This window comes from Caulobacter sp. ALps2 (assembly GCF_058681635.1).
This window is the reverse complement of record NZ_JBZWKE010000002.1, coordinates 53,300-73,098: the sequence shown is the minus strand read 5'-3', so window position 1 is coordinate 73,098 and position 19,799 is coordinate 53,300. Positions and strand designations below refer to the sequence as shown.

Annotated in this window: 20 protein-coding genes; 15 read left to right on the top strand and 5 right to left on the bottom strand. The window is 67.2% G+C overall.

Annotated features, from left to right (window positions below):
* Positions 1 to 29 precede the first annotated feature (29 nt).
* The 14 genes from ACW173_RS25380 (at position 30) to ACW173_RS25315 (ending at position 16,678) form a co-directional block, all read left to right on the top strand.
* Positions 30 to 3,275, top strand: coding sequence for an efflux RND transporter permease subunit (locus ACW173_RS25380; protein WP_492086186.1), 3,246 nt, complete (start codon positions 30 to 32; stop codon positions 3,273 to 3,275).
* A gap of 109 nt (positions 3,276 to 3,384) precedes the next feature.
* Entirely contained in the window at positions 3,385 to 3,735 is a 351-nt protein-coding gene (locus tag ACW173_RS25375; RefSeq protein WP_492086185.1) for a DUF190 domain-containing protein, read from the top strand.
* 11 nt (positions 3,736 to 3,746) lie between these two features.
* Complete coding sequence (locus tag ACW173_RS25370; RefSeq protein WP_492086184.1) at positions 3,747 to 5,771, top strand: heavy metal translocating P-type ATPase; 2,025 nt, start codon at positions 3,747 to 3,749, stop codon at positions 5,769 to 5,771.
* A gap of 585 nt (positions 5,772 to 6,356) precedes the next feature.
* Positions 6,357 to 6,821: an SRPBCC family protein gene (locus ACW173_RS25365; RefSeq protein ID WP_062095849.1), complete on the top strand. Its 465-nt coding sequence runs from the start codon at positions 6,357 to 6,359 to the stop codon at positions 6,819 to 6,821.
* An 84-nt stretch (positions 6,822 to 6,905) separates the two neighbouring features.
* Positions 6,906 to 7,271, top strand: coding sequence for a hypothetical protein (locus tag ACW173_RS25360; protein WP_492086183.1), 366 nt, complete (start codon positions 6,906 to 6,908; stop codon positions 7,269 to 7,271).
* A 59-nt stretch (positions 7,272 to 7,330) separates the two neighbouring features.
* Positions 7,331 to 8,563, top strand: a complete 1,233-nt coding sequence (locus ACW173_RS25355) for a TolC family protein (protein ID WP_492086182.1) — start codon at positions 7,331 to 7,333, stop codon at positions 8,561 to 8,563.
* An 11-nt stretch (positions 8,564 to 8,574) separates the two neighbouring features.
* Positions 8,575 to 9,753, top strand: coding sequence for an efflux RND transporter periplasmic adaptor subunit (locus ACW173_RS25350; RefSeq protein ID WP_492086181.1), 1,179 nt, complete (start codon positions 8,575 to 8,577; stop codon positions 9,751 to 9,753).
* Complete coding sequence (locus ACW173_RS25345) at positions 9,743 to 10,162, top strand: hypothetical protein (protein WP_492086180.1); 420 nt, start codon at positions 9,743 to 9,745, stop codon at positions 10,160 to 10,162. Before ACW173_RS25350 ends, ACW173_RS25345 begins: the two co-directional genes overlap by 11 nt.
* A complete protein-coding gene (locus ACW173_RS25340; protein ID WP_492086179.1) occupies positions 10,159 to 13,377 on the top strand; it encodes an efflux RND transporter permease subunit in 3,219 nt (1,072 codons plus the stop codon). The genes ACW173_RS25345 and ACW173_RS25340 overlap by 4 nt, the downstream gene beginning before the upstream one ends.
* Positions 13,378 to 13,448: 71 nt before the next feature.
* On the top strand, positions 13,449 to 13,868 hold the full coding sequence (gene flgC, locus ACW173_RS25335; protein ID WP_062099726.1) for a flagellar basal body rod protein FlgC: 420 nt from the start codon (positions 13,449 to 13,451) through the stop codon (positions 13,866 to 13,868).
* Positions 13,869 to 13,970: 102 nt separating this feature from the next.
* Positions 13,971 to 14,861, top strand: a complete 891-nt coding sequence (locus ACW173_RS25330) for a cation diffusion facilitator family transporter (protein ID WP_492086178.1) — start codon at positions 13,971 to 13,973, stop codon at positions 14,859 to 14,861.
* Positions 14,862 to 14,935: 74 nt separating this feature from the next.
* Positions 14,936 to 15,286, top strand: coding sequence for a DUF190 domain-containing protein (locus ACW173_RS25325; RefSeq protein WP_492086177.1), 351 nt, complete (start codon positions 14,936 to 14,938; stop codon positions 15,284 to 15,286).
* A gap of 53 nt (positions 15,287 to 15,339) precedes the next feature.
* Positions 15,340 to 15,516 (top strand): hypothetical protein, encoded by a 177-nt coding sequence (locus tag ACW173_RS25320; RefSeq protein ID WP_492086176.1) that lies wholly within the window; start codon positions 15,340 to 15,342, stop codon positions 15,514 to 15,516.
* Positions 15,517 to 15,589: 73 nt separating this feature from the next.
* Positions 15,590 to 16,678, top strand: a complete 1,089-nt coding sequence (locus ACW173_RS25315) for an acyltransferase family protein (RefSeq protein ID WP_492086175.1) — start codon at positions 15,590 to 15,592, stop codon at positions 16,676 to 16,678.
* Between the two features lie 24 nt (positions 16,679 to 16,702).
* On the opposite strand, the gene ACW173_RS25310 is transcribed toward ACW173_RS25315, so the two are convergent.
* From ACW173_RS25310 to ACW173_RS25295, 4 genes are all read right to left on the bottom strand, one after another.
* Entirely contained in the window at positions 16,703 to 17,218 is a 516-nt protein-coding gene (locus tag ACW173_RS25310) for a hypothetical protein (protein ID WP_492086174.1), read from the bottom strand.
* Between the two features lie 140 nt (positions 17,219 to 17,358).
* Positions 17,359 to 17,763: a hypothetical protein gene (locus ACW173_RS25305; protein WP_492086173.1), complete on the bottom strand. Its 405-nt coding sequence runs from the start codon at positions 17,761 to 17,763 to the stop codon at positions 17,359 to 17,361.
* Between the two features lie 413 nt (positions 17,764 to 18,176).
* Positions 18,177 to 18,398: a GDCCVxC domain-containing (seleno)protein gene (locus ACW173_RS25300; RefSeq protein WP_492086172.1), complete on the bottom strand. Its 222-nt coding sequence runs from the start codon at positions 18,396 to 18,398 to the stop codon at positions 18,177 to 18,179.
* Positions 18,395 to 18,742: an MFS transporter permease gene (locus tag ACW173_RS25295; protein ID WP_492086171.1), complete on the bottom strand. Its 348-nt coding sequence runs from the start codon at positions 18,740 to 18,742 to the stop codon at positions 18,395 to 18,397. Before ACW173_RS25295 ends, ACW173_RS25300 begins: the two co-directional genes overlap by 4 nt.
* A gap of 148 nt (positions 18,743 to 18,890) precedes the next feature.
* Between ACW173_RS25295 and ACW173_RS25290 the strand changes: the two genes are divergently transcribed.
* Complete coding sequence (locus ACW173_RS25290; RefSeq protein ID WP_492086170.1) at positions 18,891 to 19,343, top strand: MerR family transcriptional regulator; 453 nt, start codon at positions 18,891 to 18,893, stop codon at positions 19,341 to 19,343.
* A 59-nt stretch (positions 19,344 to 19,402) separates the two neighbouring features.
* Here ACW173_RS25290 and ACW173_RS25285 read toward each other — a convergent pair whose 3' ends face one another.
* A complete protein-coding gene (locus tag ACW173_RS25285) occupies positions 19,403 to 19,789 on the bottom strand; it encodes a copper-binding protein (RefSeq protein WP_492086169.1) in 387 nt (128 codons plus the stop codon).
* Positions 19,790 to 19,799 lie beyond the last annotated feature (10 nt).

The window sequence follows — 19,799 nt, the reverse complement described above, 5'->3', positions numbered from 1 at the left end:
CCTAACCGCTATTCTGGAGACACGCCGAAATGATCGGTCGCTTACTCTCGATGTCGGTGAAGGGGCGCTGGTACGTCCTGCTTCTCACCGTCATCATCGCACTCCTCGGCACCTGGCAGCTGACCAAGTTGCCTATCGACGCCGTTCCCGACATCACCAACAACCAGGTGCAGATCAACACCGTGGCCGGCGCGCTTTCGCCGGTCGAAATCGAAAAGCGAGTGACATTCCCGGTAGAAACGGCCCTGGCCGGCATCCCCGGCCTGGAGACCACCCGCTCGATCTCGCGCAACGGCTTCTCGCAGGTCACCGCGATCTTCTCTGAGAAGACCAACCTCTACTTCGCCCGCCAACAGGTGGCCGAGCGTCTGACCCAGGCCAGCGACAGCCTGCCCGCTGGGATCCAGCCGCAGATCGGGCCCGTCACGACGGGTCTGGGCGAGGTCTACATGTACTCGGTGGAGTACGCCAATCCGGGCGGCAAGGGCGCCAAGGTGCGTGACGGCCAGACCGGCTGGCAAAGCGATGGCGCCTATCTGACGCCGGAGGGCGAGCGCCTCACCGACGCCACCTCGCAGGGCGCCTATCTGCGCACCATCCAGGACTGGGTCGTTCGTCCGCAACTGCGCACCGTCAAGGGCGTGGCCGGCGTCGACTCCATCGGCGGCTTCCAGAAGCAGTACGTGGTCGAACCCGACCCGGCCAAGCTGGTCGCCTACGGCGTCTCTTACACAGATCTGGCCAAGGCCCTGGAAGGGGCCAACCTCTCGGTCGGCGCTAACTTCATCCAGCGCGCCGGCGAAGCCTACTTGGTCCGAGCCGACGCGCGGGTTCGCACGCTCGACGAGATCCAGAACGCCATCATCGCCACCCGCCGCACCGTGCCCGTCGCCGTCAAGGACGTCGCCACCGTGCGAGTCGGCGGCGACCTGCGCACCGGCGCGGCCAGCAAGAACGGTGAAGAAGTGGTCGTTGGCACCGCCCTGATGCTGATCGGCGAGAATAGCCGCTCGGTCGCCAAGTCGGTCGGCGACAAGCTGATCGATGTTCGCAAAGCCCTGCCGAACGGCGTGGTGATCACCACCGCACTCGACCGGTCGGTTCTGGTCAACGCCACCATCAAGACGGTCGAACGCAATCTGACCGAAGGCGCCATCCTGGTCGCCGCGACCCTTTTCCTGCTGCTCGGCAACATCCGCGCGGCCTTCATCGCCGTGCTGATCATCCCGCTCTCGTTCGTGATGATGGCCATCGGCATGAACGAGCTGAAGGTGCCCGGCAACCTGATGAGCCTGGGGGCGTTGGACTTCGGCCTGATCGTCGACGGCACTGTCATCATCATCGAGAACTGTCTGCTACGGCTTGCCGAGCGCCAGCACCACGAAGGCCGGCTGCTACGTCTGCCTGAACGCCTGGAGACCGTGCTGCGCGCGGCCCAGGAAATGATCCGTCCGACCGTCTTCGGCCAGGCGATTATCTTCCTGGTCTTCGCTCCGCTGCTGACCTTCACAGGCGTGGAAGGCAAGACCTTCTCGCCGATGGCCATCACCATCATGCTGGCCCTGGGCGCGGCCTTCATCCTGTCGCTGACCTTCGTTCCGGCTCTCGTCGCCATCCTGATGCGTGGCAAGGTCTCGGAAAAAGAGGTCAAGATCATCGCGGTTTCCAGACAGCGCTATGAGCCTGTCCTCAAGCGCGTGGTCGATCGTCCCTGGCCGTTCATCGGCGGCGCGGTGGCGCTCTTCCTGGTCGCTGGCGTGGTCTACACGACGCTGGGCCAGGAGTTCATCCCGCAGCTGGACGAGAAGAACGTCGCCATGGGCTCGCTGAAGATCCCGTCGACGGCGCTCGAACAGTCGCTGACCATGCAGCGCCAGGTCGAAAAGAGCGTCTCGTCCCTGCCCGAAGTGGAGATGATATTCTCCAAGACCGGCACGGCCGAAGTCGCCACCGATCCGATGCCGCCCAACGCCTCGGACGGCTTCATCATCCTCAAGCCGCAGAAAGAGTGGCCCAAGGACGTTGGCAACAAGGCCAAGGTCGTCGAGCGCATCGAAGGCAAGGTCGCCCCGCTGCTGGGCAACAGCTTCGAAGTCACCCAACCGATCCAGATGCGCTTCAACGAGCTGATCGCCGGTGTCCGTGGCGACGTCGCCATCAAGCTCTATGGCGACGATCTGGAGAAGATGAGCGTCACGGCTGCCAAGATCGGCGCGGTCCTGCAGTCGATCCAAGGCGCAGAGGGCGTCCGGGTCGAACAAGTCGGCGGGGCTCCGACCCTGGACGTCAAGTTCGACCGCGCCGCCATCGCCCGCTTTGGTCTCAGCATCGACCAGGTGGCCGATACCGTGGCTACGGCCATGGGCGGGCGTCAGGCCGGCGACGTCTTCGAGGGCGACCGCCGCTTCGACATTACCGTCCGGGTGCCGATGGCCCAGCGTGATGACCTGGACGTCCTGGGCGCTCTGCCGGTCATGCTGCCGGCCGGCGACAACGGCCTGCAACGTTCGGTGCCGCTGCGCGAGCTGGTGCAGTTCCGCTTCTCGGATGGTCTGAACCAGATCAGCCGCGAAGACGGCAAGCGCCGGGTCGTCATCCAGGTCAACGTGCGCGGTCGCGACATCGGCTCGTTCGTCAACGAGGCCCGCAGCAAGGTCGAGGCCATCCAGCTTCCGACCGGTTACTGGCTGACCTGGGGCGGCCAGTTCGAGAACCTGAAGGCCGCCACCCAGCGCCTGGCGATCGTCGTGCCGCTGTGCTTCGTGCTGATCTTCCTGATCCTCTACATGGCGCTGGGCGGGTTCAGGTCCGCTGCTTCGGTGTTCGCAGCCATTCCGTTGGGACTCTCGGGGGGGGTCTTCGCTCTGGCGCTGACCGGGATCACCTTCTCGATCTCGGCAGCCGTCGGCTTCATCGTGCTGGCCGGCGTGGCTGTCCTCAACGGCCTGGTCGTCATGACCAGCGTCCGAGAGCGGCTCGACGCCGGCGTCCCCGTCGCCCAGGCGATCTATGAGGGCTCGGTCGAACGCTTCCGGCCGGTCCTGATGACGGGCCTGGTGCCGGCCATCGGCTTCATCCCGATGGCCCTGGCCAGCGGCACTGGAGCCGAGGTCCAAAAGCCCCTGGCCATGGTGGTCATCGGCGGCCTGGTCACGGCCACCGCCGTGACCCTGCTGGTCCTGCCCGCCATCGCCAAACTCATCCTCCAACTGGGGTCTGGTCGGAAGACCCCGGACGAGGGACCGGCCGCGTCGCCCCTGAGCACGACGCACTAGGCCGGGGCGCCGGCGCGGCCCCTCAGCCCCACAGCGTCGCGCCGGCGCATCACCTCCACTCCATCGAAGCCTCCGGCCTTCGATCGAGGCAACCGAAAAGGGAAACCCCATGCAGATCCCCGGACAAGCTATCCTTCTCCGCATCTACACCGATGAAAACGCCCTGGTCGGCGACCGCTCGCTGATGGACGTCATCGTCCAACGCGCCCAGACCGCACGTCTGGCCGGCGCCACGGTCTTGCGGGGCCGCAAAGGCTTTGGCGAGTCCGCTCGCATGCACGAGCCGCGCCCGCTCGACTTCAACGACAACCTGCCCGTGGTGATCGAGTTCGTCGATGAAGAAGCTCGACTGCGCGACTTCCTGACCAAGCTCGACGACCTCAAGGACATCGGCCTGGTCACCTTCGAGAAGGTCGAGGTCCTGCGCTACGGCGGCCATCACGTCGAGCCGCACCGGTAGGAGCGACTAGCATGACCAGCAAGTCTGCGCACGATCATAAGGGCCACGACCATGGCTCGAATAAAGAACAAAAGCACGGCGAAGGGGAGAGCGGCCACGGCCACGCCCATGGTGGGCTTTTCGGCGAGCGAACGGAGTTAATCTTCGCCCTGTTGTGCGGCGCGACACTGCTGGTTGGCTGGCTCATCAGCCTTGAGGCCGATGGCTGGATCTCGTTGGCCTTCTATATGGCCGCCTACGTGTTCGGCGGCTGGTTCACCCTGACCGAGGCGATCGAAAACCTGCGCAAGCGCAAGTTCGAAATCGACACCTTGATGCTGGTGGCCGCCGCTGGCGCCGCGGCCCTGGGCCAGTGGGCCGAGGGCGCGCTTCTGCTCTTCCTGTTCAGCATGGGCCACTCACTGGAACACTACGCCATGGGCCGGGCTCGTCGGGCGATCGAAGCCCTGGCCAAGCTGGCTCCCGAGCGCGCTACGGTTCGCCGCGATGACAAGACCGAAGACATCGCAGTCGAGGCCCTGGAGATCGGCGACATCGTCATGGTGCGGCCCAATGAGCGCATCGCCGCCGACGGCGTCGTCGTGGCGGGCGACAGCAGCGTCAACCAGGCCCCGGTCACCGGCGAAAGCGTGCCCGTCGACAAGCGCGCCAGCGCCGATCGCGATCTCGACTTCGCCAAGGCCAGCGCCGAACACCGCGTCTTCGCCGGCACCATCAATGGCGCAGGCGCGCTCGACATCCGCGTGGCCCGCAAGGCCGGCGAGAGCACCTTGGCCCGCGTGGTGCGCATGGTCGCCGAGGCTGAGGCCCAGCGCTCGCCCACCCAGCGTTTCACCGACCGGTTCGAGAAGGTCTTCGTGCCGGCCGTGCTGGTGCTGGTCGCGACCCTAATGCTGGCCTTCCTGGTGCTCGACGAACCTTTCAGCCGCAGCTTCTACCGCGCCATGGCCGTTCTGGTGGCCGCCAGTCCTTGCGCTCTGGCCATTTCGGTGCCCAGCGCGGTGCTCAGTGGCGTGGCGCGGGCCGGGCGCGGCGGCGTCCTGGTCAAGGGCGGCGGCCCCTTGGAAAACCTCGGCACGCTGACCGCTCTGGCCTTCGACAAGACCGGCACCCTGACCGAGGGCAAGCCCAAGCTGACCGATATCGTCCCTGCCGAAGGCGTCGATGAGGCCGAGCTGCTCGCCATCGCCGTGGCCGTCGAGGCGCTCAGCGACCACCCGCTGGCGGCCGCCGTTGTGCGCGACGGGGAGGCCAAGCTGACCGGCCAGGCTCGTCGTGAAGCCACCAACGTCAAGAGCCTGACCGGGCAGGGCATCCAGGCCCAGGTCGATGGCAAGGACGTCGTGATCGGCAAGCCGGGCCTGTTCGAAGGCGACCAGAAGGATCTGCCCGTATCGGTCTGGAGCGATGCCAAGCGCCTTGAAGCGCGCGGCAGGACGGTCGTCGTCGTCCGCTACGGTGATCGTTTCCTCGGCGTACTGGGCCTGATGGACACTGCCCGTCCGGCGGCCCGAGATGTCATCGTGCGCCTTCGGGCGCTCGGCATCACCCGCATGATCATGCTGTCGGGCGACAACCAGTCGGTCGCCGACGCCATCGCCAAGGACCTGGGCCTGGACGAGGCCCGTGGCGGCCTGATGCCGGAGGACAAGGTCGAGACCATCAAGGCCCTGCGCCAGCAGTACGGCAAGGCCGCGATGGTCGGCGACGGGGTCAATGACGCCCCGGCCATGGCCAACGCCACCGTCGGCATCGCCATGGGCGCGGCCGGCTCGGATGTGGCCCTGGAGACCGCCGATGTCGCGTTGATGGCCGACGACCTGACCCATCTGCCGTTCGCCGTGGGCTTGAGCCGCCGCACCAGCGCCGTCATCCGCCAGAACCTGTGGGTGAGTCTCGGCATGGTCGCAGTGCTGATCCCAGCGACGCTGTTTGGCCTAAAGATCGGCGAGGCGGTGATCTTCCATGAGGGATCGACCCTCCTGGTGGTGGCCAACGCCCTGAGGCTGCTGGCCTACAAGAATCGCAAAGCATGAGCGGAGAGGAACCACAAGACAGAGCTTCGGCTTGGGCCCGCCGATCGGCCCGCCGTGCGATGATGGCCCTGGCTGCGGCGATGCTTCTGCTCGTCATGTCGATCGGGGTTTTGGCGATCGGCCTGGAGCATCAAACATGAACCGACAACACTTGCGCCACCTAGGCGGAAAAGGAATTGGGCTTCTGATCCTGGCCCTTTCGGGCGGGGCTACTGCAGACACGATCGAAAAGCCCATCGTGCTCAACACTCAACGGGGCTTCGCACTTGAGTCGGTCCGCGCCATCGCCGAAGGTGAGGGGGTCCGTTTCCATGGTGCGATCTGTCGACGGTCTATAGGATCCTCGCCGCGGATCATCCGAGCGGATCGTCTTGACGCGGGTGGAAACGTCATCAGCACGGCGACGCGTGTCCTGTGGGGCCTGCGTGGGCGCGAGCGCCATTGCGTTTTCTTCGACCTGCCGACCCCCGGCCCGGTCATGTCAGGCGAGCAGTTTCGGGTCTGTACGCTTTCCACCAACCGTCCGTGCCCGCAGCCTGTCTCGCCTGCATCGAGCTCAAGCGAGACGGCGACGAAAGGCCGCCCATGATCATTGAATCTGAGATCGATATCGCCGCCCCCCCCACTAAGGTCTGGCGAACCTTGTCGGAGTTCGGTGGCTACCCGCGTTGGCATCCTCATTGGGAAATCGACGGCGTCCCCATTCGGGGCGCCAGCGTCTACATCCGTATCGGCTCAAATCCGGAAAAGCGTCTGAGGGTCAGGGCTCGGGTCATTGGCATGGCGCCAGGCGAGGAGATCGCCTTCCAGTCCGGTCCATTCTTCGCGAGATCGTATGAATACTTCCACCTGGAGCGCAGCGCGCGCGGCACGCTGCTTCGCCACACCAACAAAATAACCGGCCTAGCGGCGCTGCAGTTCAAGTTTAAGGCCGAGCGCGAAAAGTTGATCAGAATCTATAGCTTCCGCCTGGACGCTCTTTCGAAATACGTGACCACCAGCACACCGCTGCGAGCGGTGACACGGGCCCGTCCGCGAACTCGGATCTAACTCTCACTGCCGCGCTGATGCGCCACGCCAACTGTATCTTGTAACGTATTTCCTCGACGCATCACGGACGCTATAGGCCCTTACATGTTCGATGTGGCGACATGGCTGAAAACCTGGACGGGAGCGCTTCTAGCGTGCCTGCTGGTGCTCGCCGTAGCTGCGCCATCATTGCGTTCAGGCTTATGCTCGGCCGACTCCCTGTCGAGCAAGAAGACGAGCGCCGTCGCCGAGGCCACGACCTTAGCCCAGGCCAATGACCAGGATCCCGCAGACCTGGCCGACGGCGAGGTCTGCGGGATTGGCCATTGCCATCATTCTCCGTCGCTGATCGGGCTCGCCACGGTCGGGCAGACCTACGTCTCGGTCACGCGCATCCGCCTGACTCCAGCGCCGCCCCACATGCCGCTCTCGCGCATGCCGGACGGCCCCAACGAGCCCCCTCGAGCCTGACCCTGGCCGCGCCCTCGCGCGCGTAATCGCCTTCGTCAGTTCTCACATAGGGACCTCTCATGCATTCCCGCTATGCTCGGTCCGCCGCCATTTTCGGCGCGGTCCTGGCGCTTGCCGGCAGCGGCGCGCTTTCGCGCGCGCTCGCTGAGCCGCTCACCCTGGACGCCGCTATCATGCGCGCCCAGACCCAGTCACCCCTCGTCACGGCCGCCGAAGCTTCGGTGAAGGCTGCCGAAGGCCGCGCCCGTCAGGCCGGTCTGATGCCCAACCCCGAAGCCGGCCTCCAATCGGAGAACTTCGCCGGTTCGGGTCCGTATGGTCGCTTTGGCGCGGCCGAGACCACGGCCACCATCAGTCAGCGCCTGGAGTTGGGGGGTAAGCGTCGCACCCGCGCCGCCGCCGCCAATGCCGAGGTCGACGCCGCCCGGATCGGCTTCGTCATCGCCAAGGCCGACCTCACCCAAGAGGTCAGTGTCCGTTATGCCGAAGCCCTTGCGGCGCATGATCGTCTGGTCCTGGCCCGAGAGACGGCCACCCGCGCCGAAGGCCTATCCAAGGTCGCCGGCACCCTGGTCGAAGCCGGCCGCGAGCCGCCCCTGCGGGCGCTGCGGGCTGAGGCGGCCAGCCGTGAGGCCGCCGCCGCCGTCATTGCCGCCGAGGCCGAGGCCGCAGCCGCGCGCCGCGCCCTGGTCACCCTCTGGGGCGATGCGGCCGAGACCATCGAGCTGGTGCGGTCCCCGCAGCCGGCGACGCCGGTGATGGCCACGATCAATCCCGGAGAAACCCTGGATGTGCGCCAAGCGCGCGCCCAGCTGGAGACCGCCCGCGCGGTGATCGATCGCGAACGCGCCGCCGGCCGTCCGGACCTCACCGTCCAGGCCGGGGTTCGGCGGTTCGAGCAGACCGGGGACTCGGCGATGATCGTCGGCTTTACCGCCCCGATCCCGATCTCCAACCGCAACCAGGGCACGGTCGCGGCCGCCCGCGCGGACGCCACCGCGGCCGAGGCGCGCGAACGCCTGGCCCTGGCGCGCTCTGTTCGGGCCGTTCGGGACGGGGAGGCGGCATTGCGCGCCGCCACCGCCAGGCTGGAGGTGCTCGACAGCAAGGTCGTGCCCCAGGCCCAGACCGCCGTCGACCTGGCGCGAGGCGGCTTCGAGGCGGGGAAATTCTCGCTGCTCGAAGTCCTAGACGCGCAAGCCGCCCTGACGACCGCCCGCACAGAACTCATCGCCGCGCGTCTCGACCGCGCCAAGGCGCTGGCCGCGCTCGAACGCGCCGCCGCCCAATAGGAAAGCTCACCATGAAATCCAACGATCGAAAGACCCTGCTGACGGCCGTGGCGGTCAGCAGCCTGCTCGCCGCTGGCGTCGGCGCGCTGGTCGGCAAGACGATGCTGTCCTCGCCGCCCAAGGAAGCCGCCGCCGCCGAGGCCAAGGAAGATCACGCCGGCGAAAAGCCCCACGTGGGTATGACCGCCGATCGCATCGCCGCCGATGGCATCCAGCTGGTGACCCTCACCGGCGGCGGCCTCGACGCCGCGGTCTCGGCCCAGGCCACCGTGGTAGCCACGCCCAACGGCGCGGCGATCTTGGCGGCCCGCGCCGACGGGGCCATCGTCCGCATCAACAAGCGCTTGGGCGACCCCGTCGCCGCCGGTGAAGTGATCGCCGCGATCGAAAGCCGAGACGCCGCGGCCATCAGCGCCGACCGCAGCACCGCGGCTGCCAAGGCCGCCGCCGCCCGCCAGGCGCTCGTGCGCGAGCAGCGCTTGTTCGAGGCCAAGATCACCGCCCGTCAGGACCTGGAAGCCGCCCAACGCGAAGCGGCCATTGCCGAGTCGGAACTGCGCCGCGCCAGCGGGGCCAGCGCCGCCGCCGGGGTTAGCGGCAACGGCCGGACCTTGGCGGTCACCAGCCCGATCTCGGGTCGGATCACCGCCGCCACGGCCACGCTCGGCGCCTACGTCACCGCCGGCTCCGAACTCTTCCGCGTCGCCGACCCGGGCCGCATCGAGATCCAGGCTGCCCTGCCGGTCGCCGACGCCCAGCGCGTCAAGCCCGGCGACACGGCCGTCCTGGAATCCGCCACCGGCCCAGTGAACGCCACGGTGCGCAGCATCACCCCGGCCCTCGACGCCGAAAACCGCTCGGCCACCGCCGTGCTGGCCGTCAGCGGCCAAGCCCTGTCCTTGACGCCCGGTCAAGCCCTGCGCGCCCGGATTACCCCACGGGGCCAGGCCGCGGGCCCGGAGGGCCGCATCTCCGCGCCCGACGAGGCAGTCCAGACGGTCAACGGCGCCGAGGTCGTCTTCGTCCGCACCAAGGACGGCTTCGAACCGCGCCCGGTCCGCGTCGGTCGTCGTGGCGGCGGTCACGTCGAGATCCTCTCCGGCGTTCGCCCTGGCGAGCAGATCGCCGGCAAGGGCGCGTTCCTGCTGAAGGCTGAACTCGGCAAGGGGGAGGCGAGCCATGAGGACTAAGGTCATTCTCACCATGGCCGTCCTGGCCGCGAGCCTCACCGCCTCGGCCGCCGTGGCCAAGGACACCGTCACCATCGACCGCCTCGGCGGCCGGGAGGTCGAGATCATCACCGCTTCGGCGCGCGACACCGCAAGCGGTCTGCGTGTCTTTGGCCTGGTCCGGCGGGCGTCTGGCGCAAGCCTGCCGCCGGTCACCGCCCACCTCGACATCAGCGCCTACGACCCTGACGGTCACTGGGCCATCACCGTGCCCACCCGCCTGGCCGCGCTCAGTCCCCAGCGCAAGGATCGTGAACCGGCTCGCTACGAAGCGACCTTTCCGCTGCTGCAGCGCGCCTCGGTGACCAGGCTGCAGGTCCGCTACGCCGCCAAACCACACGCCATGGAAACCGGCGAGGTGGCCCGATGATCGGCCGCATCCTCGACCTTTCCGTTCGCTTCCGCTGGGCGGTCATCGCCCTGGTCACGCTGGTCGCGGCGCTGGGCGTCTACAACCTCGTGCGCCTGCCGATCGACGCGGTGCCCGACATCACCAACAAGCAGGTGCAGATCAACACCGTCTCGGGGACCCTGGCCCCGGCCGAGGTCGAAAAGCTCGTGACCTTCCCGGTCGAGACGGCCATGGCCGGCATCCCCGGTCTGGAGTCGACCCGCTCGATCTCACGCAATGGCTTTTCCCAGGTCACCATCGTCTTCAAGGAAAAGACCGACATCTACTTCGCCCGCCAGCAGGTGGCCGAGCGCCTGACCCAGGTGCGCCAAAGTCTGCCCGCCGGCGCCGAACCGGCCATGGGCCCAATCTCGTCGGGTCTCGGCGAGGTCCTGATGTGGACCGTCGCCTACGAGCATCCGGGTGGGAAGGGGGCCAAGGTCACCGACGGCGCCCCGGGCTGGCAAAGCGACGGCGCCTATCTGACCTCGACCGGCGAGCGACTGTCGGATGCCACTGCCCAGGCGGCCTTCCTCCGCGAAGTGCAGGACTGGATCGTGCGTCCCCAGATGCGCTCGGTCGCGGGCGTGGCCGGCGTCGACTCCATCGGCGGCTTCGAAAAGCAGTTCATCGTCCAGCCGGATCCGACCCGCATGGCCTCGGTCGGCGTCTCGTTCAACGACCTGGCCAAGGCCCTTGAGGCCGCCAATCTCGCGGTCGGCGCCAACTTCGTCGAGAAGGGCGGGGAAGCCTTCCTCGTTCGCGCCGACGCCCGCGTGCGCACGGTCGACGAGATCGCCAACGCCACGGTCGCCGCCCGCGAGGGCGTCTCGATCCGCGTGCGCGATGTCGCCACCGTCAAGCTCGGCGGCGCCCTGCGCACAGGCGCGGCCTCGGAGAACGGCGAAGAAGTCGTGGTCGGCACTGTCTTGATGCTGACCGGCGAGAATAGCCGCACCGTCGCCGGCGCCTCGGCCGAGAAGCTGACCGAGGTCGCCAAGAGTCTGCCGGCCGGGGTCAAGGTCCAGGTGGTCTATGACCGCTCCAAGCTGGTCGGCGCGACCATCAAGACCGTCGAGAAGAACCTGGTCGAAGGCGCGCTGCTGGTCATCGTGGTGCTGTTCCTGTTGCTCGGGAATTTCCGCGCCGCCCTGATCACCGCTCTGGTCATCCCGCTGTCCATGCTGATGACCGCCATCGGCATGAACAAGCTGGGCGTCTCGGGCAACCTGATGAGCCTGGGGGCGCTGGACTTCGGCCTGATCGTCGACGGCGCCGTCATCATCGTCGAGAACGCCTTGCGGCGCCTGGCCGAACGCCAGCACCACGAGGGCCGTCTCCTGACGCTGTCGGAACGGCTTGGCGAAACCCGCGAAGCCGCCCGCGAGATGATTGCCCCGACCGTCTACGGCCAGGCGATCATCCTCTTGGTCTACGCACCGCTGCTGACCTTCACCGGCGTCGAAGGCAAGACCTTCTCGCCGATGGCCATCACCGTGATGCTGGCCCTGGCCGGCGCCTTCGTTCTGTCTCTGACCTTCATCCCGGCCATGATCGCTCTCTTGATCAACGGCAAGGTGGCCGAGAAGGAAGTCGCGCCCGTTCGCTGGACCAAGTCCCGCTACGAGCCGGCCCTGCGCAAGGTCGTGGCCAAGCCCTGGCCTGTCATCGGCGGGGCCGTCGCCCTCTTCGTCGCCGCGGTCCTGACCTTCGGGTTCCTGGGGCGCGAGTTCACGCCTCAGCTCGACGAGAAGGACATGGCCGTCCAGGCCCTGCGCATCCCGTCGACCTCGCTGGAACAGTCGCTGCGCATGCAGCGGCGGATCGAGCGCGTCGTGGCGGGCTTCCCCGAAGTGGCCTTCGTCTACTCCAAGACCGGCACGGCCGAGGTCGCCAGCGACCCCATGCCGCCCAACGCCTCGGACGCCTTCATTATCCTCAAGCCCCAGAAGGAATGGCCCAACAAGGGTGAGACCAAGGCCGAGCTGATCGGCCGCATCGAGAACAAGCTGGAAGGCCTCACCGGCAACGCCTACGAGTTCAGCCAGCCGATTCAGATGCGCTTCAACGAACTGATCGCCGGCGTGCGTGGCGACGTGGCCATCAAGGTCTATGGCGACGATCTCGACGCCATGTCTCGGACGGCCGAGGAGATCGCCACGGTCCTGCGGACGGTGAAGGGGGCGGCGGACGTCAAGGTCGAGCAGACCTCGGGCTTCCCGACCCTTGACGTTCAGCTCGATCGCGACGCCATCGGGCGCCTTGGCCTGACCGTCGAGGAAGTCGCCGACACGCTCTCGGTCGCGATGGGCGGTCGCGAGGCGGGCCTGGTCTTCCAGGGCGACCGCCGCTTCGACGTGGTGGTCCGCTTGCCGGACGCCAGCCGCAACGACCTGGACGCCGTCGGCGCCCTGCCGGTCATGCTGCCAGAGCGGGCCGGCGGCGGGGCTCGCGCCTCGGTGCCGCTGCGCGACGTGGCCAAGTTCTCCTACTCGGAGGGCCTCAACCAGGTCAGCCGTGAGAACGGCAAGCGCCGCGTCGTGGTGCAGTCCAACGTCCGCGGCGCCGATCTCGGCTCCTTCGTCGGCGAGGCCCAGCAGAAGGTCGACGCCCAGGTGAAGGTCCCTGCCGGTTCGTGGCTGGTCTGGGGCGGTCAGTTCGAGAACCTCAAGGCCGCCCAGGCGCGCCTGGCGCTCGTCGTGCCGCTCTGCTTCCTGCTGATCTTCGGCCTGCTCTACATGGCCCTGGGCGGCATCGCGCCAGCCGCGGCGGTGTTCTCGGCCATTCCGCTGGCCTTGGCCGGTGGGGTGTTTGGCCTGGCGTTGCGGGGCATCCCGTTCTCGGTCTCGGCCGCCGTCGGCTTCATCGCGCTTTCGGGCGTGGCGGTGCTGAACGGCTTGGTGATGATGACGGCCATCCGTCAGCGCCTCGCCACCGGCATGGCGCTGGAGAAGGCGATCATCGACGGGGCCATGGAACGCCTGCGGCCGGTGATGATGACCGGTCTCGTCGCCTCGCTGGGCTTTGTGCCCATGGCCCTGGCGACCGGCACGGGGTCTGAGGTTCAGCGCCCGCTGGCCACCGTCGTCATCGGCGGTCTGATTACCGCCACGGCTCTGACCCTGTTCGTCCTGCCGGCCATCTGCCGCTTCGTGCTGCGCAAGGCCGAAACCCGGAGTCCTGAACACAGCTGAGCCAAGGGCGGCGCGCCGAGCAGGTCTCGGCGCGCCGCCTCTTTCTTCAAACCCAAGTCCGGAGACAGTCCATGACCAAGTCGTCGATCGAAGGGGGAAGCACGGCCATCGCCGTGTCGGGGCTGCAGGCCCAGAAGAAGCGTATCCAGATCCTGGCCGAGAACATCGCCAACGCCAACTCGACCGCCAGAACCCCCGGTGGTGAGCCTTACCGACGCCAGATCCCGGTCTTCAAGGTCGAGCCCATGGGCGGCGACGAGGGGGTGGTGTTGAGCGGCGTGAAGGCCGATCCCAAGCCATTCCCGCAAGCCTATGACCCTGGCCACCCAGCGGCCAACGCCGCCGGCTACGTGCTCTTGCCCAACGTCAACAGCCTGGCCGAGAGCCTCGACCTCAAGCAGGCCATGAAGGCCTACGAGGCCAATCTCAACGTCCTCGACACCCAGGACGCGATGGAGAAGGCCACCCTTTCCATTCTCGACAAGAAATAGACGCCCGGATCGCGCCCGAAGCCCACAAGTGATCGGTTTCGTGCGTTGATCCCTCAAACTTGGCAGGCGCGTTTCGGCGCAGGGGAAAGGGAGACGTTTTCGATGGGAGCAGGACACGATCACGGCGCGAGCCAGGCCAATGGCCGAAGGCTCGCCATGGCCCTGGCGCTGACCTCCACATTCCTGATCGCCGAGGTCGTGGCCGGCATCGCCTTCAACAGTCTGGCGCTGTTGTCGGACGCCGCGCACATGTTCACCGACGCCGCCGCCCTGGCCATCGCCCTGGCGGCAATCCAGGTCGGCCAGAAGAAGGCGAACGAGGAGTTCACGTTCGGCTATCGGCGATTTGAAATCCTCGCCGCGGCCTTCAACGTCATCCTGCTGTTCGGCGTGGCCATCTACGTGCTGGTCGAGGGCGTCAAGCGCATCGTCAATCCCGAGCCGGTCGGATCGGTGGGGATGTTCATCGTCGCGGTGCTCGGCCTGGTCATCAACCTGATCTCCATGCGTCTGCTCAGCAGCCACAAGGACAAGAGCCTCAACGTCAAGGGCGCCTATCTGGAGGTCTGGGCCGACATGCTCGGCTCGCTGGGCGTGATCGTCGGCGCCGTCGTCATCAAGGTCACGGGATGGCGCTTCGTCGATCCGATCGTGGCCATCGGCATCGGCCTCTGGGTGCTGCCGCGCACCTGGATCCTGCTGAAGGACACCTCCCGCATCCTGCTGGAAGGCGCCCCTCCGGGAATGGCCTTGGCCGGCGTGCGCAAGGCCATCACCGAGATGCCCGGCGTCGCCAGTGTCCATGAGCTGCACCTGTGGACCACCGGTGCTGACCAGGCCGTCTGCACCGTCCATGTCGTGCTGGCCGACGGGGCAGTGGGCGAGGATGTCCGCAAGGCCATCGCTGCGCGGCTGGAGACCGACTTCGACCTGCATCACGTCACGATCCAGACCGAGGTCGTGGAGTGCGCCGAGGAAGATCCGCACGCCTAGGCGGCCGGCTGAATGAGCGTAGGGCGCGTCCGCGTTCCGGGGCGCGCCAGGATTTTAGCGAGTGAGGTGACCCCGTGGCCCAAGACGACCTGCACATCCTGAGGATCTATCTCGACGCCGGCGCGACCTTGAACGGCGTGGCCTATGACGCGGTGCTGATCGAGCGCGCCCGCACCATGGAGATCGCCGGCGCGGCGGTGCTGCGCATCGAGGAGTCTTTCGGCGAGGCGGTGCTGCACGGCGCCAAGGCCCGCGACCTGGCGCCCGAACAGCACCTGATCGTCGAGATGGTCGATACCCGGTCCAAGCTCGACGCTTTGGCCGCGACGCTCGAAGTGGCGGCCGATGTCGGTTTGGCGACCTTGGGCAAGGTCCAGGTCGTCGCCTATGGCGGCCACCGTCATCACAGTGCGCCGCCCGCCTGAGGCCGCGATCAAGCCAGCCCTGACCCGCAAGGGTCTATGTCGAGGAGCCGAAGATGACCGATCCAAAATCCCCGCCCAAGCCAGATCCCCAGCCCGCGCCGCCATCCGATCGTTCGCCCCCCGAAGAGGGCGGCATGATCGACGAGGGCGGCGTCTATCGCGGCAATGTCGAAGGCGTCGAAAGTGAAACCGAGACCCGCCGCGACGGCGGGATGATCGGCGAAGGCTAGGGCGCGCGGCACCAGGAGCGCCACCCGCGTTCGGGGACGCTCGGGCGCCAACCCGCCGACGTCGGGGGACGACATGTATCCAGCAGACCTCAAATCCCTGACGGGCTTGCGCATCGTCGCGGCCGCATGGGTGCTCGTCTATCACTTCCGAAACCGGCTCGGCCTCGACCTCGAGCAGGTCGGCATGATCGACAAGGGCTACCTTGGGGTGGACCTGTTCTTCATCCTGTCGGGCTTCATCCTGTCCCACGTCTATGTGCGCGCCTGGGCGGAAGGTCGCTTCCCCTACGGCTCGTTTCTCTGGGCGCGCCTGGCGCGGCTCTATCCGGTCCACCTTCTGACTCTCGGCGCGACCATCATGCTGTGGGGGCTGGGGCGCTGGGCCGGCGCCCGGTTCGAGGCCGCGGCCTTCGATCCGGCCGCCATCCCCCAACACCTACTACTGGTCCACGCCTGGTGGGCGACGCCGACCGTGCAGTGGAATTTTCCCTCCTGGTCGATCTCGGCCGAGTGGTTCGCCTACCTGACTTTCCCCGCCTTCGCCCTGGCGTCGTTGACCCTGCGCCGACGTCCGATCGTGGCGGTCGTCCTGGCGGCAACCCTGTTCTTTTCGCTCGACGCCATCGTTCAGGCCTACGGCGGATCGCTGACCAGGCTGACCGCGCACGGCGGCGTGCTGCGGATCATCCCGTCCTTCGCCATGGGCGTGGCGCTCCATAGGCTCGGTTCGACCCGCGCGCCGCCCACGCTGGTGGCGCACACTGGCATGGGCGTCGCCGTGGTCTGGATCGTCGTGGCCGCGACGCTGGGCCTGGCCGATCGCTGGACCTGGCTGGGTCTGGCGGCGCTCATCTACTGCACCGCCGAGACGGCGAAAGCCGGGCGGGGGGGAGTCCTGGCCGCGCCGCTGATGGTCTATCTGGGCGAGGTCTCCTACGCCGTCTACATGACCCACCTACCGGTCGACATCGCCTATTTCGAGCTGCTCGATCGCTTCGTGCGGCCGGTCGGCGGCTGGGCGTGGGTGGCCTGGGGCGGTGTCCTGGTCTTCTGCCTGTTCGTCTCCGTCGCGGTCTATCATGGCGTGGAGCGTCCCGCGCGCGGCTGGCTACGCCGCCATGATCCGTTCGTCAGGCGGCCCGAGCCCCATCAGCCGGCCTGACGAGCGGGCCTTGGCCTTAAGTCTTCAGCCCTCCACCTCCGTCCGGGTGGAGGAGCGCAGGACCGCGTCGTAGAGCGCGCCGTCCTTCTCGGTCCCGTCAAACAGGACGACGAACTCGCTGACCGTGGAGCCGCGGGTGAGCGACACGTGCGCCACGAACGTTAGGGGCTCGCGGACCTTGGCGGTCGACTCCAGCCGTCCGTTCCGTCGGTCGAAAACGAACCTCTGTCCAAGGCCGTCGGCGCGCAGCGTGGCGACGACGACTTGGTCGGCTTGGAGGCTTCCCAGGAGCGGGGTTACGCGGAAGTTCCAGGCCGCCCGGCGGCGAATGATCTCCAGCCGAATGGCCCCATTGTCGAGATAGATGCAATGGGGGTCTCCGCCATCGCCGTCGTGGTAGAGCGCCAGCACCCCCTCGAACCGGTGCATCCAGACCAAGATCAGTACGGCGATCAGGGCGATGAAAACCAGCAGCACGGCGGCCGTCAGGGCCCAGGGGTGGGCGGCGGCATAGAGCGTCAGATCGTGGATCGGGGTCACGAGGCGTTGCTTCCGGCTAGTGACGGGTAGGACAGGAGGGGGCCGGCGCGCACCGACGCGCAGAGCCGCGGCATGCGGCCGATAGATTTCTGAGACATGGAATTCCTCGAACACGAAGGGCGCGGCCGTGGCCGCGCGGTCTAGGCGATGGATTCGAGATCGGGTTTGGGCGGACGGTCTTGCGGGTTGCTGGTCAGGCCCGTGCTGCGGTCGTTCGTCAGGTGGAACCGGACGACCATGGCGAGCGAGACCGTGGGTTCGATCGCATGGGCGGTCGACCCAAAGAGGGAGGGGCCATCGGCATGGTGCTGATGGGCGCCCGAGGCGGGCGATTCTGAGGTCTGGAGATCGGTCGCCGTCGACGGCGCCGAGACGCGATCATCTGTCCTACCGATGGGGCGCTCCGGGTCCTCAGCGATCGTGGAGGGCGCGGCCCCGAAGAGGTCGGCGTCAAGATGGGTCCGGTCGACCGGCATCAGCAGGGCGAGCACCGCCATTAGCAGGGCGGCCATGGCCACCACCACCTGACGAAGCTGCCCTAACACGCCAATCCCCACGGTCCCCCGCTAGCTGCAATGCCGACACTCTTGCGCTTTCGGCCGATATCTTCAACGCTGCAGGCCGGTTGCGAGTGTGTTCAGCTATCCGTTTCGGACAGCGTTCCGGGCTGCCCGCGGGCTGAGGCCGTCTTTGACCCACTGCTTCACATAGTGGCTCCCGATATGGGCATTCGCCGGACCTGATGCCGATCCCAGCTTTCGGCCAGGGCGGGATACGCAAGACGTCCGGCACGTTCAGGAACGAGCGATTTAGGCTCCATCCCGCCGCCTGAGGCTGCCGCACCGCCCCGGCCTGATGACCCTTGAAGGTGTCGAGGGCTAAGTACTCGACGCGGCGGCCCACTGGAGGTCAATTTCATCTAAAGCCGGCTAGATCGAGGTGAGGCGGGCTGTAGCACTCACCCGCAACACCCGCTGCAATTTTTCTGAATCGGTGGGCACGGAACGTCGCCGTAGGAGCAGTAGACGCAGCAATCGCCCGGCTTGGGCTTCAGCACCGCGCCACAGCCTCGGCAGTCGTAGAAATACTGACAGGCGTCGGTAGGCATGGTCTCGGTCGCCTTGTGGCCGCATTGCGGACAGGTCAGGGTCGACTGAGGTTTGATCTGGACATCGCTCATCGGCGCGCACTCCGGATCAGGCCCAGGGCCCAAGGTTCGATGATCGGCTGCCAGAGCATGGCAAGGACGACGAGAAGGGTGGCCGCGCCCAACAGACCCACCTCCAGCCGCGAGGGGGCAGCGCAGGCGTTGTCGATCCGACACCTCCGCGCCCGTCGCCAGGTCAGGGCCCAGCCCGTGCCGATGGCGCCCAGCGCCAGAAGGGTGAGCCAGGCACGCTGACCCGCGATCCAGCCAAGACCGCCCAAGCCCAGGCCCGCCAGCGCCAGGGACATCGGCAAAATGCAGCAAGCCGCCCAGGCCAGCACCGCACTGGCCGCCGCTGTCAGCGCGGTCCAGCTCAAGGCCGCCTCCGTCATGCGCCGGGGCGTTCCGTCGCCCGGTGTCCCAAGCCCGCGTCTTGTCATCACGCCATCACCTGCTGTTGCGATCCGCGCCAAGATGCCATCTGTAGCGACTACAGACTCAAGCCCTAATCGAAGACCGCGAACCATGGCTGGCCAGGCAATTCAGATCGGCGAACTTGCTCGTCGTACTGGCTGCAACATCGAGACGATCCGCTATTACGAGCGGATCGGCTTGATTTCCGCGCCCCTGCGCCGAGGACGCTACCGGACCTATGAGACCCGGGACGTGCAGCAGCTGAGCTTCGTGCGTAGAGCGCGGGAGCTGGGGTTCAAGTTGGATGAAGTCCGCGCGCTTCTGAACCTGGCGACCGATGAGACCGCCGCCTGCGCCGAAGTTCGCGACTTGGCGGCGGCGCACCTTCACGACGTCCGTGCGCGGATCGCCGACCTTAGGCGGATGGAACAAGTCTTGGCGGACGCCGTGACAGCTTGCGAGACCGGACAAGATCCAGGTTGCCCGCTGATCCAGGCGCTCAGCGCGAAGGGCCAAGGAACAGGGCGAGGCGCGATTTCCGCCGCGACGGCGCCGGAGCCTTGATCTTCGCCGATGACCGGATCGGCGGGCGCGAGTTTTGGTTCGAGCCCGCCCACCGGCCGCTATGGCTTGCTGATGGCGGTGACCTCGCCCGCGCCGTCATGGAGCTTCAGGTCGAAGGCGACATGATCGCCGATCGCGACGCCGTCCAGCAGGGCCGGCGCGATCTTGAAGCCCATGGTCATGGCCGGCCAGCCGGCCTGGGGGATGGCTTCGTGGTCGAGGGTGATCGTGCCGGCGGCCATGTCGATCGCCTTCACGACGCCGACGCCCTTGGCCATCTTGTCGGCCGGAGCCATGTCCATGCCGGCCATCGCGTTGCTCGCTGGAGCAGGAGTGGCGGCGGGAGCTGGAGCGGCGGGCGTCGCGGGCGCTTCGGCCTTGCGGCCGCAGGCGGCCAGGCTGGTCGTCGCTAGCAGGGCGGCCAGGGTCAGGGACAGGGTCTTCATCGGGTTAATC